Raw genomic sequence first — 16,501 nt, forward strand, 5'->3', positions numbered from 1 at the left:
GCCTTCATAATTTTGTTACCTGTTCTTCACAAAGCCTTCACTCGCTCTTCACGCCGTTCTTGCGCAAAATCCGTGCAGTTGAACGAAAGGGTGTTGTCATGCGTGACGAAAAACAGCTTCAGCGGCTTGAGGTTCGCCTTGCCGAGAATGAAAACGAAATTCTCGCCAGCCAGAAGCTTCGCTACAAAGTGTTCTATGAAGAACGCGGCGCCAAACCGACCGAGGAAATGGCAGCCGAAAAGCGCGACTTCGATCACTATGATCCGCTCTGCGATCATCTGCTTGTTCTTGATCACAATCGCGGTGCCGGTGCCGATGCGGTTGTTGGCACCTATCGCCTGCTGCGCCAGTCAGTAGCCAACGAGCATGGCGGCTTTTACAGTGCTGATGAATACCATATCGAAAGCATGCTTAATGCGGTGAAAGACACCGGCGAGATCATGGAACTTGGCCGTTCCTGTGTCGAAGCCGAATACCGCACCATGCCGACCTTGCAGCTTCTGTGGCAGGGGATTGCGGCATATGTTTTCAAATACGATATCAAACTGATGTTTGGCTGCGCATCCTTCCATGGCACCGATCCGGATGCCTTCAAGGATGTTCTGACCTATTTGCATCACAATCACCTTGCCCCCGAAGACATGCGCCCGCGTGCGATTGCTGATCGTTACGAGCCGATGATGCGTGCCGAGATCGATGGCATTGATCAGCGCCAAGCACTTCGTGATCTGCCGCCGCTGATCAAGGGCTATCTGCGTCTGGGTGGTTTTGTCGGTGACGGGGCAGTGGTCGACCATCAGTTCAACACCACCGACATCTGCATCGTGTTGCCGACCGAAAAGGTAACCGATCGCTATTACAAGCATTACGAACGCACCGCGAGGGTATCGTGAACTGCTATGTGTGCGCTGCCATCCGCCTGATGGCCTATGTGCTTCTGACACTGGTTTTGTTGCCGGTGCAAATGGTGGCAATTGCCGCACGATTGAAGCTGGCTGAAGAATTGCCGCGTTTCTATCACGCCCTTTGCCTGCGCATCCTGCATATCGAAGTCCGGGTTTCGGGTGTTGATATGATGGACGGTCCGGGTGTGATCGTTGCCAACCACGCATCCTATCTTGATATTCCGGTGTTGGGCGCCTTGACCCGTGGCAGCTTTATCGCCAAGACCGAAGTCGCCGACTGGCCGGTGTTTGGTTTGCTTGCCAAACTTTCACGTACCACCTTTATCGAACGCCGTGCGGCCCGATCCCGCGAACAGAACGATCAACTGAGCGCGCGTTTGCGCGATGGTGACAAGCTGATCCTGTTCCCGGAAGGGACAAGCAACGACGGCAACCGTGTGTTGCCATTCAAGTCGACCCTGTTTGCCGCGGCAGAGCGGGTGATGCCCGATGGGTCGCCGGTCAAATTCCAGCCGATTTCGATTGCCGCCACCCGTCTTGACGGTGCACCGATCGGTCGCGACTTGCGGGCATTTTATTCCTGGTACGGGGATATGGACTTGGCACCGCATTTGTGGCAGTTTCTCGCGCTCGGCAAGGTGACGGTTGAGATTGTTGTCCATCCGCCTGTGACGCTGGCAGATGCAGCCGGATCACGCAAGGAACTTGCCCGGATGTGTGAAGCCCGTGTTGCCCAAGGACATCAGGCAGCGTTGCGTGGCCTGCATCAGGGTGTGCCGGTTCAGTTGATTGACAGCGATCTGTCGGGCGAGCTGATTGGTTTTTCGCCGCTTGCGATCATTTCGGAAGATTTTCGACTGTTTGGTCCGGATCGACAGTTCGGCTCCTGACCGTTTTGCCGTATAATGCCCCGGTTGATGTGAAATTCGGTTTCACCTGACCGGGATTTCAGATAACGAGATGTCCGAGGAGTTCCGATCACCGATTGTTCGGAACTCAGGCGCGGTGTGAGTGATCACACCGCTTTTCGGCGTTTTGAGAGAGCGAAACGGATCTGGCGTGACTGAACCGAAGAAACTTTTTGTAAAAACATATGGCTGTCAGATGAATGTCTATGACAGTCAGCGCATGCAGGATGTTCTGGCGCCGCTGGGTTATCAGCCGGTCGACAGCGCCGAGGGGGCCGATATGGTCATCCTCAATACCTGCCATATCCGCGAAAAGGCCGCCGAAAAGGTGTTTTCTGATCTGGGCCGCGTGCGCAAGCACAAGGAAGCCAAGGAAGCCAATGGCGGTGACAAGATGATTGTCGCCGTTGCCGGATGCGTCGCGCAGGCCGAAGGGGCCGAATTGATGAAGCGCGAACCGATGGTCGATATGGTGTTTGGTCCGCAGACCTACCATCGCCTGCCAGAAATGGTTGCGCGCGCCAATCGCGCGGTTGGCCGCAACCGCATCGTTGATACCGACTTCCCGGCCGAGGAAAAGTTTGATCATCTGCCAGAGCAGGTTTCAAAACAGGGCTATTCAGCGTTTCTGGCCATTCAGGAAGGCTGTGACAAGTTCTGCACGTTCTGTGTTGTGCCCTATACCCGCGGGGCAGAATATTCGCGCCCCGGTGCCGATGTGATCCGCGAAGCCAAGCAACTTGTCGCCCATGGCGCGCGTGAACTGACCCTTTTGGGGCAGAACGTGAATGCCTATCACGGCGAAGCACCGAATGGCGGCGAATGGACGCTGGGCCGTTTGTTGCGTGAATTGGCCGAAATCGACGGGCTTGATCGCATTCGTTACACCACGTCGCATCCGCGCGATGTTGATGAGGATCTGATTTCGGCGCATCGTGATCTTAAAAAGCTGATGCCGTTCCTGCATTTGCCGGTTCAGGCCGGTGGCGACCGCGTTTTGCAGGCGATGAACCGCAAACATACCAATGCGGATTATCGTGACATCGCAGCACGGCTTAAGGATGCCTGCCCTGATCTTGCGCTGTCTTCGGACTTTATCGTCGGCTTCCCCGGTGAATCCGACAAGGATTTCGAAGACACGATGGAAATCGTGCGCGACATCACCTTCATTCAGGCGTTTAGTTTCAAATACAGCCCGCGTCCGGGTACCCCGGCATCGGCGATGGAACTGCAGGTGCCTGAAAAAGTCAAAACCGAACGGATCATGCGCCTGCAGGCGCTGCTGGCAGAACAGCAGTTGGTGTTCAACCAGAACAGTGTCGGCAAGGAGATGGATGTCCTTCTGGAACGCCGGGGCAAGTATGAAGGCCAGTTGGTGGGCAAAAGCCCCTATATGCAGCCAGTTCATGTCAGCGGTTTGCCGGAATCAGCCCTTGGACAGATTGTTTGCTTGAAAATCACCGAAGCGCTGCCTAATTCCCTTGGCGGCGAACTGGTCGATGCCACCCGAAACGACCAGAAATCTGAAAGGAACGTTGCGTGAGCGGCACCCCCACGAAAAGCAAGACCAACACCAAAACCAAACACGCCCCAAAGGATTCCGATCAGATCGAGTTTCAGGACAACGCGATTGCGCAAGTGTTGTACGGCCCGCAGGCCGAAAACCTGACGCGTTTGTCTGAACGGACCGGTGTACAGGTTTCAAGCCGCGGGCTTGTGGTGATGCTGGCCGGTGATCCGGCCAAGGTCGCACAGGCCAAAAAGGTTCTTGCGCAGCTTTATGCGCGTCTGCGTGATAAGGAAATAGATCATATCGATGTCGAAACGGTAGAAGGTGCGGTGCGTCTTTCCGAACCGGACGACACAGATCCCTGGAGCGGCCAGACCAAGGACATGTTTGGTGGATCGCGTCTGACGATCCAGACCAAAAAACGTCGTATTTCGCCGCGCTCCAAACGCCAGAAGGACTATGTCGAGGCGATCCTTGATAACGAGCTGATCTTTGGCATCGGCCCGGCCGGTACCGGTAAGACCTATCTTGCGGTCGCAATGGCGGTGCAGGCGTTTATTCTGGGTCAGGTGGATCGTATTATTCTGTCGCGTCCGGCGGTCGAAGCCGGTGAACGCCTTGGCTTCTTGCCGGGCGATCTGAAAGACAAGGTCGATCCGTATCTTCGCCCGCTTTATGACGCGCTGCATGACACGCTTCCGGGGGATGTGGTGATCAAGCGCATGGAAAGTGGCGAGATCGAAGTCGCCCCGCTGGCCTTCATGCGTGGTCGTACCCTTTCGCACGCCTTTGTCATTCTGGACGAGGCGCAAAACACCACCCCGATGCAGATGAAAATGTTCCTGACCCGTTTGGGCGAAGGATCGCGCATGGTGGTAACCGGTGATATGACCCAGATCGATTTGCCCGATGGCACGAAATCAGGTTTGCGCGATGCACTTGAAACCATTGGTGATGTCAAAGGCGTAGCCACAATCAAGTTCGATCAGCGTGACGTGGTGCGCCATCACCTTGTGACCAAGATTGTCCAGGCCTATGACGCGGCGGATGCCCTGCGTGATCGCCTGAAAAAGGGCTATCGCGGGGACAAGGACAGCGCAGCCAAGGATCCTGGTGATGACGGCACCGCTTGAACTGGACCTTGAGGTCGAAGCAGGCGACTGGCATCAGGACGAGATCGCGGCCATCGAAGCCGCCGTGATCGCGGCCCTTGATGGCGCGCTTGGCGACGGTGCCCTTTGGGATGACAACGCGGTGCCGACCGACGGCACCGAAGATGAAGGCGATGGTGCATCGCTTTTATCGGTTGCTCCGGTGATCGAGATCGGGGTGCGTTTGTCAGATGATGCGTCGGTTCAGATCCTCAATCGCGATTATCGCGACAAGGACAAACCGACCAATGTGCTGTCCTTTGCCGCCCTTGAAAGTGCCGAGGATGCCGATGCATTTATGATGGTGCCAGATATGCCCTTGATGCTGGGTGATATCGTGATTGCGCGTGAAACATGTGCGCGCGAAGCCATCGAACAGCAAAAGCCATTGAAAAATCATCTTGTTCATCTTGCCGTTCATGGCACGCTACATCTTGTCGGCTACGATCATATGGTTGATGATGAAGCCGAAGAGATGGAAGAACTTGAACGTCAAATTCTTGCCGGACTTGGGATTGATGATCCCTATGAACCGATTGAAGATGAACCGGTTTAGTAGCCCTGCACACGGTTTGTTTGAATTATAGGATGTCGAAACCGACCCATGAACGACTCTAGTCAACGCGACGACGACCACGAGAGTATGCGCCCTCGCACTGGCGAGGAAACAATTCAGGACGCTGAAAACGGGTCCTTATGGGATAACGTGGCCTCGGCCCTGGGGTTCAAGCGGGGCAAATCCCGCAACGGCGAAGCTTCGCTCAGCGATACGCTTGAAGAACTCGCCGAGCGGACCGAACAAGATGAAGAGCCGGTCTCGCTGCACGAACGTTCCCTGTTTGAAAACATCATTGCACTTCGCGACATGACGGCAGAAGACGTCATGATTCCGCGCGCCGATATTGTGGCGGTTCCCAAGACCATCGCACTTGAAGAACTGGTCGAAGTGATGGTCAAGAAGGCCCATTCGCGGCTTCCGGTGTATGGCGATACCCTTGATGACATTGCCGGCATGGTTCACATCAAGGATGTGCTGGGCTGTGTTGCTGCCGGTCGGGAATTCAGTCTGCAGTCGCTGTTGCGTCGGGTTTTGTTCGTATCGCCAGCCATTCGCGTTCTTGATCTTCTGTCGGAAATGCGGCTGTCGCGTACGCACATGGCGCTTGTTGTTGATGAATTCGGCGGGATTGATGGTCTGATCACTATCGAGGATCTGGTGGAAGAAATCGTCGGCGAGATTGATGACGAGCACGATATCGACCAGACACCGAAACTGATCCGTCTTTCGGATGGTTGCTATATCGCTGATGCCCGGTTCGAGGTCGAAGACCTTGAAGAAAAGCTTTCCTTTGGATTGCTTGACGAGGACGAAGACGAAGACATCGACACGCTTGGTGGGCTTGTCTTCTCGTTGGCCGGGCGCGTTCCGGCGCGTGGGGAATTGATTGAACATCCAAGTGGCATTCAGTTCGAAGTCCTTGATGCCGATCCGAGGCGCATCCGTCGTCTGCGTATTCACATGATACGCCGGGAGGACGAGGATCCCGCCGCAGCAATCGAAAAGCAGGAAAAAGCGGATGATTGAGGCCATGGCGCGCCGACTTGCCGGTCTTTCAGGCTGGCGCAGGCGTTTTGTGTGGTTGTTGTCCGGTGCGGTGGCGGTTTTGGCGCTGCCGCCTTTCTTTATCTTCCCGGTTTTACCAATCTGCTTTGCGGTTTTGCTCTGGAGCCTTGAAGGTGTCCGTTGCAACAAGGGGGCGCTTTCTGCTGGCTGGTGGTTTGGCACCGGCCATTTTGCCGCCGGTTTTTACTGGGTCAGTCACGCCTTTCTGGTGCAGCCCGAAATCTATGGCTGGATGATTCCGTTTGCCCTTTTGGGGCTTGGTGGCGGATTGGCGATTTTTCCGATGCTTGCCGTTTGGGCGAGCTGGCGTTTGGGCAATGGCCTGATTAGGCGCGCAGTATTGCTGGCCGTTTTCTGGGCCGTGATGGAATATCTGCGCGGTCATATCCTGACCGGCTTTCCATGGAACCTTTTGGGCCATGTTTGGGCCATTGATGCGGCACCCATGCAGTTTGCCTCGGTTGTCGGGGTTTATGGTCTTTCCTTTGTCACGGCGCTTTTTGCAACCTTGCCCGCGGCCTTTGTTGCCGGAAAATCCGGCAAGATAGCAGCCCTTGGCGGGATCATGATTGCGGTGGCCCTTTGGGGTGGCGGTGCGGTGCGCCTGATGATGGTTGGGCCCGCAGAGACCGAAGTTGCCCTTTCAGAGCTGCCAGCCGACGTGCCGATTGTGCAAATTGTTCAGCCCAATATCCCCCAACGGGAAAAATGGTTGCCCGAACTGCAAAACCAGCATTTCTCGCTGCTGCTTGATATGTCGCGCCGACCGGAAACCCTGCGTCCGGATCAAAAACGCATCGTGATCTGGCCGGAAACCGCCGCGACCTTTTTTGTGGAGACCCAGACACAGGCCCGCATGCAAATGGCTGGTGTGTTGGGACCTGATGACATCCTGATTACCGGGGCACCAAGGACCTATCCGCGTGACACGGATGAATACAAGGTCTGGAATGCCATTCAGGTGATTGATGCCACCGGTCATATTGTCGCCAGCTTTGACAAGTTTCATCTGGTGCCGTTTGGTGAATATGTACCGTTCCGATCCATCCTGCCGTTCCCGAAACTGACAGCAGGGCGGACCGATTTCTCGGCCGGACCGGGGCCGCAGACCTTGTCTGTCAACGGTATGCCGAGTTTCTCGCCGCTGATTTGCTATGAGGTTATTTTCCCGGGAGCGGTGATTGACGACGGTCATCAACCCGACTGGCTCTTAAATGTCACCAATGACGGGTGGTTTGGACACAGCGCAGGCCCATATCAACATATGGCCGCAGCCCGTTTTCGCACCATCGAGGAGGGTCGCCCCCTCGTAAGGGCAGCCTATACCGGGGTATCGGTTGTCTTTGACGCCTACGGGCGCAAGCTTACTGACTTGGGTTTAGGAGAGAGGGGAATCTTGGTGCACCCCCTTTCGAGTAACAAAAACCATACAACAGTATATTATTTGTGGCGTGACTTGCTATTTTACGGTATTGTTACCTTCTTTGCCGTTCTCGCTATGGGATATAAACGCAACGCAAAATCCCTCTAGGCGGCTGAAAATTTTGCCAAACCGTCCAGAAATTGTCCCTCAAAACAAGGACGGATAGGCCGGAGTGAGAGAAGGAACTGCCATAAAATGTCGCCTAAGGATGAAACTAAGATGGTAAAGAACACACGCGGTCGGGGCCGTGGCCGGACCGCAAGTGGTGCTCCAAATCCTGTCGATATTCACGTTGGTGCGCGTGTTCGCTTGCGCAGGACTCTTCTTGGCATGAGCCAGGAGAAGCTTGGTGAAGCGATCGGCCTGACATTCCAGCAAGTACAGAAGTATGAGCGTGGTGCCAACCGCGTTGGTGCATCGCGTCTGTATGACCTGTCGCGGGTTCTTGAAGTGCCTGTATCATTCTTCTTTGACGACATGCCCGACGAGATTTCGTCGAAATCGGTGCATGAACGTCGGGAAATGTCGGAAAGTCCGGACCCGTTTGACAACGATCCGATGAACCGTCGCGAGACGCTTGAACTGGTGCGTGCCTACTACCGGATTACCGATCCGAACCAGCGCAAGAAAATCTTTGAGCTCGTCAAATCGATGGGTGCATTGCAGAGCACTGATTCCGACCAGAAATAGTCGATTCGATCGATGGTTTTGGGCAAAAGACGTATTTCACAGACCGTGAATTACGTCTTTGTCTTTTGAGCACTACTACCCGGGATGCACTGCCATCGGGATTACGGTTTTGCGTCAATGATGCTTGACCTTCAAATAGCGATCAGGCACAACCGACGAGACAGTTCGACTCGGACTGACATTGTGGACGGATTTGGACCGCTTGCCACCACACAAAAAAAGGCTAAGTGGGCGCTATCGATACGGCCTCGTATCGGGAGCCCTCCGGTCCAGTTTTGGAAACCCATTACCGGAGAAGGTCTTATATGTCTCTTTCCGATTATCTATTTACCAGTGAATCCGTCTCGGAAGGTCATCCGGACAAAGTCTGTGACCGCATTTCCGATTCCATCGTTGATGCTTTTCTTGCCGCGGATGAAGATTCGCGCGTTGCCGTCGAAACTCTTGCCACCACCAACCGTGTGGTTCTGGCAGGCGAAGTTCGCGGTCCTGAAAGCGTGACCAAAGAGGTCATGATCGAAAAGGCCCGTCAGGCAATCCGTGATATCGGTTACGAGCAGGATGGCTTCCACTGGAAGACGGCCGAGATCGAATGCCATGTGCATGAACAGTCTTCTGATATTGCTCAGGGCGTTGACTCCGCTGGTGAAAAAGACCTTGGCGCCGGTGACCAGGGCATCATGTTTGGTTACGCGTGTAACGAAACCGATGAACTGATGCCGGCCCCGATCCAGTTTTCGCATCGTATCCTGCGCGCCATGGCCGCTGACCGCCACTCCGGCAAGGTGCCGCAGTTCGGTCCGGATGCCAAAAGCCAGGTAACCCTGCGCTATGCTGCCGGCAAGCCGGTTGCGGCAACTTCGGTTGTTGTCTCAACCCAGCATGCCGACGGTCTTTCGCAGCGCGATGTTCATGAGCTGGTTCTGCCCTATATCGAAGCAGCCCTTCCGCAAGGTTGGATGCCGCCGGCTGATGAAATCTACATCAACCCGACAGGCCGTTTCGTGATTGGTGGTCCTGATGGTGATGCCGGCCTTACCGGTCGTAAGATCATCGTCGATACCTATGGTGGTGCGGCCCCGCATGGTGGCGGCGCGTTTTCGGGTAAGGACCCGACCAAGGTTGACCGTTCGGCTGCCTATGCTGCGCGTTATCTTGCGAAAAACGTCGTTGCGGCTGGTCTTGCCGAAAAATGCACCATTCAGCTTGCCTATGCGATTGGCGTATCCAAGCCGCTGGCGCTGTACGTTAACAACCATGACACTGGTAATGTTGACGAACTGAAGCTTGGTGACGTTCTGCGTCAGCTGATGGATCTCAGCCCGCGTGGCATTCGTGAGCATCTGTCGCTGTGCCGTCCGATCTATACGCCGTCTTCTGCGTATGGTCACTTTGGCCGTCAGCCGACCGAAGATGGTGGCTTCTCCTGGGAGCGCACCGATCTGGTCAGCGACCTGAAATCGGCATTTGGTGCCTGATTGACAGAAAGCGCGTTAAAAAGTGCGATTTGCCAAAATCGCATGACGTGATAAGAGGCGGGCGGTCCGGACATTTCGGGCCGCCCGTTTTGATTTTCAGTCCGCCTGATCCACAAATTCCGACCCTGATCGACAGAAACGACCATGCGCAACAAAGACCGTCCGCTTCCGACCCCTGATCGCCCGAATTTCTATGGCCGTCGCGGTAGCCGTCCGCTTAAGGACTCTCGCAAGGCCCTTGTGGATGCCATGCTGCCAAAGATCGGGATTAACTATCCCGACGCAGCCGGGGTCGATCCCAACAGCTATTTCGATGGCACGCCCGAACAGCTGTGGCTTGAAATCGGCTTTGGCGGCGGGGAGCATCTGGCCGGTCAGGCCGAGGCCAATCCGACGGTGGGGATTATTGGTGCTGAGCCGTTTATGGACGGGGTGGGCAGCCTTCTGCGCCATCTTGATGAGCGTAATCTGACCAATGTGCGCGTGGTGGCCGATGATTCGCGCCCGCTGCTTTATAAGCTGATTGATGCCTGTTTTGATCGGGCCTTTTTGCTGTTTCCCGATCCCTGGCCAAAGAAGCGCCACGCCGAGCGCCGCTTTATCGGACCCAAGAATCTGGCGCTGCTTGCCCGTCTTCTCAAAGACGGGGCCGAGTTCCGGGTCGCCAGTGACGATATGCAGTATATTTCCTGGACGTTGCAGCACATGCATAACCATCTGGATTTCGAATGGCTGGCCGAAGGCCCGGATGATTGGCGCACGCCGCCAAGCGATTGGGTCAAAACCCGCTATGAGCAAAAGGCGCTGCGTCAGGGCAAGAAGTGCAACTATCTCCGGTTCCGCCGCAAGCCACGTCAGTCCTGATCATAGCCTCCTTTGGATTCTGTCTGACGGGAGTCGGCAGGTTCAGGGCAGAGCTGCGATTCCGGCATGACGGGGTGATCACGGCGTCCTGACTTTACTGTTTCATGAAGATAGGCAAAGCATGTTCGTCCCGCCGGTATGGATGTGTATGAGGTATCTATGCGCCCCAAACATGTTTTGTCCGACGTCCTCGAACGAGACAAAAGTCAGGCTGTGCAGGCGTTTGCCGGGTTGGTAGCGCACAGTGTCCGCCGGGCTATCGGGGGCGGGTGTTTTGATCTCGTCTGTGATGCATGTCCGCGGTTTGCTGTCACGGGCGGAATCCTTAGGTTGAATGGCATCGGCAGCCGGTATCCTGACTTGATTTTTGCGTAAACCGGCTGTATAAGGCCGCCAAGCTTTTTGTAAATTCTGACAAAGAGTGGGCCCTGCGCCCGCTCTTTTGTGCTTTTTGGGGTATGGCATCGCTTTATGGCTGAGCTGATTGGACAACAGTTAAAAGACCCGTTGATGGCGAAAATCGTTGAGATTATCGAGCCGTCAATCAACGCGCTGGGCTTTGAGCTGGTTCGGGTTTCGATGACAGGTCAGGACCATAACATCCTGCAGATCATGGCAGATCGCCCGGGTGCGAAAGGCAGCATCAACGTTGAAGATTGCGCCCAAATCAGCCGTACGGTTTCTGCCCTGATGGATGTCGAGGACCCGATTTCAGGTGCCTATCACCTTGAAGTCAGTTCCCCGGGTATCGACCGCCCGCTGACCCGTGCCGCGCATTTTGACGTGTGGAAGGGATTTGAGGCAAAGGTCGAACTGGTGATGGCCAAGGATGGTCGTCGCCGTTTCAGCGGTGTGCTGGATGGGATTGAAGATAATACGGTCGCCCTGATTGTAGATGGCGAACGTGTCTTGTTGCCGTTGGCCGATATCGCAAAAGCGAAATTGGTCCTGACAGATGAATTGATCGCGCACGTCACCGGCGACCGCCGGAATGACGATAACGCAGAATAGAGGTTGGATATGGAAGCAACTTCGGGAATGCCGCGGCCGGAACTTTTGCAGGTCGCAGATGCCGTTGCCCGTGAAAAGGGCATTGATCGTGACGAGGTTCTCGGTGCTATGGAGCAGGCCATCCAGAAGGCAGGCCGTTCCAGATATGGTCACGAGCATGACATTCGTGCCCATATCGACCGCAAAACCGGCGAAATCAAACTCGCTCGTTACATCGAAGTCACCGATGAAATCGAAAACGATTTCACCCAGATGTCGCTCGAACAGGCACGTATTCGTGACGAGAACATCAATCTTGGTGAATTCCTGATTGATCCGCTGCCGCCGATTGATTTTGGTCGTATTGCTGCCCAGACCGCGAAACAGGTCATCGTACAGAAAGTGCGCGACGCAGAACGCGAACGTCAGTACGAGGAATACAAGGACCGTGCCGACGAAGTTATCAATGGCGTCGTCAAACGTGTCGAGTTTGGCAACGTTCTTGTCGATATCGGTCGTGCCGAAGCCATCCTGCGCCGTGAAGAACTGATCCCGCGTGAGACGGTTCGTCAGGGTGACCGGGTACGTGCCCTGATCCTTGATGTTCGTCGTGAACAGCGCGGCCCGCAGATCTTCCTGTCGCGTACCCACCCGACCTTCATGGCAAAACTGTTTGCCCAGGAAGTACCGGAAATCTACGACGGCATCATCGAAATCAAATCGGTTGCCCGTGACCCGGGTTCGCGCGCGAAAATTTCGGTTCTGTCTTCGGACAGCTCGATCGACCCGGTCGGGGCTTGCGTTGGTATGCGCGGTTCGCGTGTCCAGGCGGTTGTTGCCGAACTTCAGGGCGAAAAAATCGACATCATCCAGTGGTCGGAAGACCCGGCAACCTTTGTTGTGAACGCTTTGGCCCCGGCCGAAGTCACCAAGGTTGTGATTGATGAAGAAACCAACCGTATCGAAGTCGTCGTTCCGGACGATCAGTTGAGCCTTGCCATTGGCCGTCGTGGTCAGAATGTGCGTCTGGCGTCCCAGCTGACCGGTTGGGATATCGATATTCTGACCGAGGAAGACGAAAGCGAACGTCGTCAGGAAGAAGCACGCAAGCGTGCGGAAATGTTCATCAAGGCGCTTGATGTTGACGAAGTTATCGCCCATCTCCTGGTCGCCGAAGGCTTCACCTCGATCGAGGAAGTCGGTTACGTGCCGCTGGCAGAACTGGCCGAAATCGAAGGTTTCGAAGAAGAAATCGCCGAAGAGCTGCGAAACCGCGCACGTACCTTCCTTGCCGAAGAGGCCGAGCGTCTTCAGAAACGTCGCGAAGAGCTTAAGGTTGCCGATGACCTGGTTGAATTCCCGGGTCTGTCGCTGGCTGTTGTTGTTCGCCTTGGTGAAAACGACGTCAAAAACCTTGAAGATTTCGCGGATCTCGCCAGTGACGAGCTGATCGAATATGTCGGGGATGCCGATTCCATTACCATGGATCAGGCCAACGACATGATCATGGAAGCCCGTCGCAAGCTTGGCTGGTTCGAAGGTCTTGAAGAAGAGACCGAAGAATCCGCGGAAAGCGAAGAGGCCTAAGGCCGATCGGAGGATGCCATGTCGCATCGTAAAGGCGGCAAGGTAGCCGAGGTTCCGGAACGCCGGTGCATTGTCACCGGCGAAGTCCGGCACAAGGAAGATCTTCTCAGGGTTGTGATCGGGCCGGATGGTTCGGTTGTTCCCGACCTTGAGGAACGGCTGCCGGGACGGGGATTATGGTTGTGCCCGTCGCGGGATGTGGTAAATACCGCCTGTGCAAAGAACGCCTTTGCCCGGGCGGCCCGACAAAAAGTCGTGGTCGACACCGCACTTGCAGACCGGATCGAAGAGCTGCTGACGCGCAAATGCATCGATCTGTTGTCGCTGGCGCGGCGTGCAGGACAGGCTGTTGCAGGATTTGAAAAGGCCCGTGCCCAGATTGCCGAGGGCGCAGCCTTAGTATTGGCGGCACGCGATGGTGCCGCAGACGGAAAATCAAAGATCGAGGCCAAGGCCCGGGATCTGCCGATTTATTCCGTTCTGGATGCTGCTGAAATCGGCGCGGCCTTTGGTCGCGAAAAAGCAGTACATGTGGCCGTTGCGCCAGGAGGCCTTGCCAACCGGTTGGGGCGTTCGTGCAAACGGCTTGAAGGATTTCGCGCTGTCTGAGATCAGACGAGCGCCAGACGGACAGGACAGGATCGGCGTATGTGCCCGATCCCGCAGGAAATGAGGAAGTTGAACGGATTATGAGTGATCGCGATCAGGAGAAGAAACCGCTGAGCCTCAACAGATCGAAGCTTGAATTGAGCAAGACGGTCGAGGCAGGGCAGGTTCGTCAAAACTTCTCGCATGGACGGTCAAAATCTGTGACCGTCGAAGTGCGCAAGAAGCGTACATTCGAAAAGAACGAATCCGGTCGCTTCCGTGAGGTGAAGAAGGATCTCGTTGAAGAACAGTCCCCGGCAGCAGAAAAGCCGGCACCGGAAGCAAAAAAAGAGCCGGTTGAAGAGCCGAAACCGCGTCCGGCGGTTGATGATCATGGCAATCTGACCGACAGCGAACGCGCTGCCCGTATGGCTGCTTTGAAGGCTGCTGAAGAGCGCCGCAAGCAGGACGAGGCGGATGCGGAAATTCGCGCCCGCGAAGAAGCTGCGCGCAAGGCCGAGGAAGAAGCACGCAAGGCAGAAGAAGCCAAGGCTGCTGCCGAAGCCAAACAGGAAGAAGCGCCTACTGCGTCTGAAAACGACTCTCCGTCAGTGGAAGAAGTCGAACAGCGCCTTGCCGCTTCGACGGCAAAAGGCAAGACCTCCAAGCCGAAACCGGCTGCCAAGCCGAAGGCCGAGGAAACCGTTATTCAGGGCGAACCGGCAGAGCCGCTGGTCCCCGAAGAGCGTCGTCGTTCCGCCCCGGCAGATGGCAAATCCAAAAGCCGCAAGGAAATTGACGAGGAAAATGCCCGTGTGGCAGCCCGCAAACGTGCCGAAGAAGAAGCCGGCCGTGCGGCGCGCACCAAGGGTGACGAAGGCCGTCGTCGTGGCAAACTTTCGATCAATAATGCAATGAGCGGTGACGAAGGTGGTCGCCGTCGTTCCATGGCATCGATCAAACGCCAGCAGGCCAAAGCCAAAGCGCGTGCCCAGGGCCCGCAAAAACCGAAGGAAAAAGTCGTGCGTGATGTGGTAATCCCGGACGTTATTACTGTCCAGGAACTGGCCAACCGTATGGCTGAACGTGCTGCAGACGTGATCAAGACCCTGATGAGTCTTGGCGTCATGGCAACGATTAACCAGTCGCTTGATCCGGATACCGCACAGCTCGTGGTCGAAGAATTCGGTCACAACGTCAAACGTGTATCTGATGCCGACGTTGAAGAGTCGCTGGTCAGTGTAGATGACAATGACGCGAAGCTCGTTGGTCGTCCGCCGGTCGTGACCGTGATGGGCCACGTTGACCACGGTAAAACCTCGTTGCTTGATGCGCTGCGCTCCACCGATGTAGCCGGTGGCGAGGCTGGCGGTATTACCCAGCATATCGGTGCATATCAGGTCACCATGGCAACGGGTGCGAAGATCACCTTCATCGATACTCCGGGCCACGCCGCATTTACCGAAATGCGTTCGCGCGGTGCGAAAGTTACCGATATCGTGGTTCTGGTTGTTGCAGCCGATGACTCGGTCATGCCGCAGACCATCGAGGCAATCAGCCACGCGAAAGCGGCTGGCGTTCCGATGATTGTTGCCATCAACAAAATCGACAAGCCGGGTGCAAATCCGAGCAAGGTGAAAACCGAACTTCTTCAGCACGAAGTTGTGGTCGAGGAAATGGGTGGTGACGTCCAGGCCGTCGAAGTATCGGCCAAACAGCGCACCGGCCTGACCGAACTTGAAGAAGCCATTCTGCTGCAGTCCGAGGTCCTTGACCTTAAAGCCAACCCGGAACGCGTTGCAGATGGTGTTGTTGTTGAAGCCCGTATGGAAAAAGGCCGCGGTCCGGTTGCGACCGTTCTGGTCCAGCGCGGCACCCTGCGTACCGGTGACATCTTTGTCACGGGTCCGGAATGGGGTCGTGTCCGTGCCCTGATCGATGATCACGGCAACCGTGTCGCAGAAGCCATTCCGGGTATGCCGGTCGAGGTGAACGGTCTGAACGGTGTACCGTCTGCCGGTGACGACTTTGTGGTTGTTGAAAACGAAGCCAAGGCACGTGAAGTTTCTGACTTCCGCCAGCGTCGTATTCGTGAAACCCAGGCCGCTGCAATGAAGAAATCAGCACTCGAGAACATGTTCTCGCAGAGCGGTGACCTCAAAGAACTGCCGATCGTCATCAAGGGTGACGTGCAGGGTTCTGTCGAAGCACTCATCGGCACCTTGCAGAAACTTGGTAACGAGGAAGTCTCGGTCCGCGTTCTGCATAGCGGTGTTGGTGGCATCAACGAATCCGACGTCACACTGGCGCGTGCATCCAATGCACTGATCATCGGCTTTAACGTGCGTGCAAACCAGCAGGCCCGTGAACAGTCGCGCCGTGACAACGTTGATATTCGTTACTATTCGATCATTTACGATGTTGCAGATGACATCAAAAAGATGCTGTCGGGCATGCTGTCTCCGGAAGTTCGCGAGAAGTTCCTGGGTTATGCGGAAATCCGCGACGTCTTTACGATTTCCGGCAACAAGATCGCCGGTTGCATGGTCACCGAGGGTATCGTCAAACGTGGCGCAGGCGTCCGCCTGCTGCGCGACAACGTTGTCATTCACTCTGGCGAACTTTCGACGCTCCGTCGCTTCAAGGACGAAGTCAAGGAAGTCCGCGAGGGCTATGAATGCGGTATGTCGTTCGCCAAATATAACGATATCCAGTCGGGCGATGTGATCGAGTGCTTCGAGAACGAGGAAATTGCCGTCGAACTGTAAGACGGTGAGGAACTG

General features: G+C 55.6%; 14 protein-coding genes. All 14 read left to right on the top strand.

Annotation, left to right across the window (positions count from 1 at the left end; translation table 11 throughout):
- The first annotated feature begins 98 nt into the window (after positions 1-98).
- The 14 genes from FHI25_RS06165 (at position 99) to infB (ending at position 16,486) form a co-directional block, all read left to right on the top strand.
- Positions 99-893 (top strand): GNAT family N-acyltransferase, encoded by a 795-nt coding sequence (locus FHI25_RS06165; protein WP_040822534.1) that lies wholly within the window; start codon positions 99-101, stop codon positions 891-893.
- Positions 890-1,795, top strand: a complete 906-nt coding sequence (locus tag FHI25_RS06170) for a lysophospholipid acyltransferase family protein (RefSeq protein WP_210516019.1) — start codon at positions 890-892, stop codon at positions 1,793-1,795. Before FHI25_RS06165 ends, FHI25_RS06170 begins: the two co-directional genes overlap by 4 nt.
- Positions 1,796-1,964: 169 nt before the next feature.
- Positions 1,965-3,356, top strand: coding sequence for a tRNA (N6-isopentenyl adenosine(37)-C2)-methylthiotransferase MiaB (gene miaB / locus FHI25_RS06175; RefSeq protein WP_210516021.1), 1,392 nt, complete (start codon positions 1,965-1,967; stop codon positions 3,354-3,356).
- On the top strand, positions 3,353-4,456 hold the full coding sequence (locus tag FHI25_RS06180; RefSeq protein WP_210516023.1) for a PhoH family protein: 1,104 nt from the start codon (positions 3,353-3,355) through the stop codon (positions 4,454-4,456). The genes miaB and FHI25_RS06180 overlap by 4 nt, the downstream gene beginning before the upstream one ends.
- A complete protein-coding gene (ybeY, locus tag FHI25_RS06185) occupies positions 4,440-5,030 on the top strand; it encodes an rRNA maturation RNase YbeY (RefSeq protein ID WP_210516031.1) in 591 nt (196 codons plus the stop codon). The genes FHI25_RS06180 and ybeY overlap by 17 nt, the downstream gene beginning before the upstream one ends.
- Before the next feature lie 87 nt (positions 5,031-5,117).
- Positions 5,118-6,059: a hemolysin family protein gene (locus tag FHI25_RS06190; protein ID WP_210516491.1), complete on the top strand. Its 942-nt coding sequence runs from the start codon at positions 5,118-5,120 to the stop codon at positions 6,057-6,059.
- Complete coding sequence (gene lnt / locus FHI25_RS06195) at positions 6,052-7,629, top strand: apolipoprotein N-acyltransferase (protein WP_210516033.1); 1,578 nt, start codon at positions 6,052-6,054, stop codon at positions 7,627-7,629. Before FHI25_RS06190 ends, lnt begins: the two co-directional genes overlap by 8 nt.
- Positions 7,630-7,740: 111 nt before the next feature.
- Complete coding sequence (locus tag FHI25_RS06200; RefSeq protein WP_210516041.1) at positions 7,741-8,211, top strand: helix-turn-helix domain-containing protein; 471 nt, start codon at positions 7,741-7,743, stop codon at positions 8,209-8,211.
- A 305-nt stretch (positions 8,212-8,516) separates the two neighbouring features.
- Positions 8,517-9,689: a methionine adenosyltransferase gene (gene metK / locus FHI25_RS06205; RefSeq protein WP_210516043.1), complete on the top strand. Its 1,173-nt coding sequence runs from the start codon at positions 8,517-8,519 to the stop codon at positions 9,687-9,689.
- 144 nt (positions 9,690-9,833) lie between these two features.
- Positions 9,834-10,553 (top strand): tRNA (guanine(46)-N(7))-methyltransferase TrmB, encoded by a 720-nt coding sequence (locus tag FHI25_RS06210; RefSeq protein ID WP_210516045.1) that lies wholly within the window; start codon positions 9,834-9,836, stop codon positions 10,551-10,553.
- A gap of 510 nt (positions 10,554-11,063) precedes the next feature.
- Positions 11,064-11,564 carry a ribosome maturation factor RimP gene (gene rimP, locus FHI25_RS06215; protein WP_210516047.1) on the top strand — a complete coding sequence of 167 codons (501 nt, stop codon included), beginning with the start codon at positions 11,064-11,066 and terminating at the stop codon, positions 11,562-11,564.
- A 9-nt stretch (positions 11,565-11,573) separates the two neighbouring features.
- Entirely contained in the window at positions 11,574-13,130 is a 1,557-nt protein-coding gene (gene nusA / locus FHI25_RS06220) for a transcription termination factor NusA (protein WP_063086093.1), read from the top strand.
- Positions 13,131-13,148: 18 nt separating this feature from the next.
- The gene (locus FHI25_RS06225; protein WP_008888871.1) at positions 13,149-13,739 is read left to right on the top strand and encodes an RNA-binding protein; all 591 of its coding nucleotides are present in this window, start codon (positions 13,149-13,151) and stop codon (positions 13,737-13,739) included.
- A gap of 80 nt (positions 13,740-13,819) precedes the next feature.
- A complete protein-coding gene (gene infB / locus FHI25_RS06230) occupies positions 13,820-16,486 on the top strand; it encodes a translation initiation factor IF-2 (protein ID WP_210516049.1) in 2,667 nt (888 codons plus the stop codon).
- Positions 16,487-16,501 lie beyond the last annotated feature (15 nt).

Origin of the sequence: Thalassospira sp. ER-Se-21-Dark (assembly GCF_017922435.1) — a bacterium.
GTDB lineage: Bacteria > Pseudomonadota > Alphaproteobacteria > Rhodospirillales > Thalassospiraceae > Thalassospira.

Bases quoted from the DNA above. Each gene is read 5' to 3' on its own strand.
- FHI25_RS06225 (WP_008888871.1), top strand. From the start codon at position 13,149: ATGTCGCATCGTAAAGGCGGCAAGGTAGCCGAGGTTCCGGAACGCCGG.
- rimP (WP_210516047.1), top strand. From the start codon at position 11,064: ATGGCGAAAATCGTTGAGATTATCGAGCCGTCAATCAACGCGCTGGGC.
- FHI25_RS06210 (WP_210516045.1), top strand. From the start codon at position 9,834: ATGCGCAACAAAGACCGTCCGCTTCCGACCCCTGATCGCCCGAATTTC.
- FHI25_RS06190 (WP_210516491.1), top strand. From the start codon at position 5,118: ATGCGCCCTCGCACTGGCGAGGAAACAATTCAGGACGCTGAAAACGGG.
- metK (WP_210516043.1), top strand. From the start codon at position 8,517: ATGTCTCTTTCCGATTATCTATTTACCAGTGAATCCGTCTCGGAAGGT.
- nusA (WP_063086093.1), top strand. From the start codon at position 11,574: ATGGAAGCAACTTCGGGAATGCCGCGGCCGGAACTTTTGCAGGTCGCA.
- lnt (WP_210516033.1), top strand. From the start codon at position 6,052: ATGATTGAGGCCATGGCGCGCCGACTTGCCGGTCTTTCAGGCTGGCGC.
- infB (WP_210516049.1), top strand. From the start codon at position 13,820: ATGAGTGATCGCGATCAGGAGAAGAAACCGCTGAGCCTCAACAGATCG.
- FHI25_RS06200 (WP_210516041.1), top strand. From the start codon at position 7,741: ATGGTAAAGAACACACGCGGTCGGGGCCGTGGCCGGACCGCAAGTGGT.
- ybeY (WP_210516031.1), top strand. From the start codon at position 4,440: ATGACGGCACCGCTTGAACTGGACCTTGAGGTCGAAGCAGGCGACTGG.
- FHI25_RS06165 (WP_040822534.1), top strand. From the start codon at position 99: ATGCGTGACGAAAAACAGCTTCAGCGGCTTGAGGTTCGCCTTGCCGAG.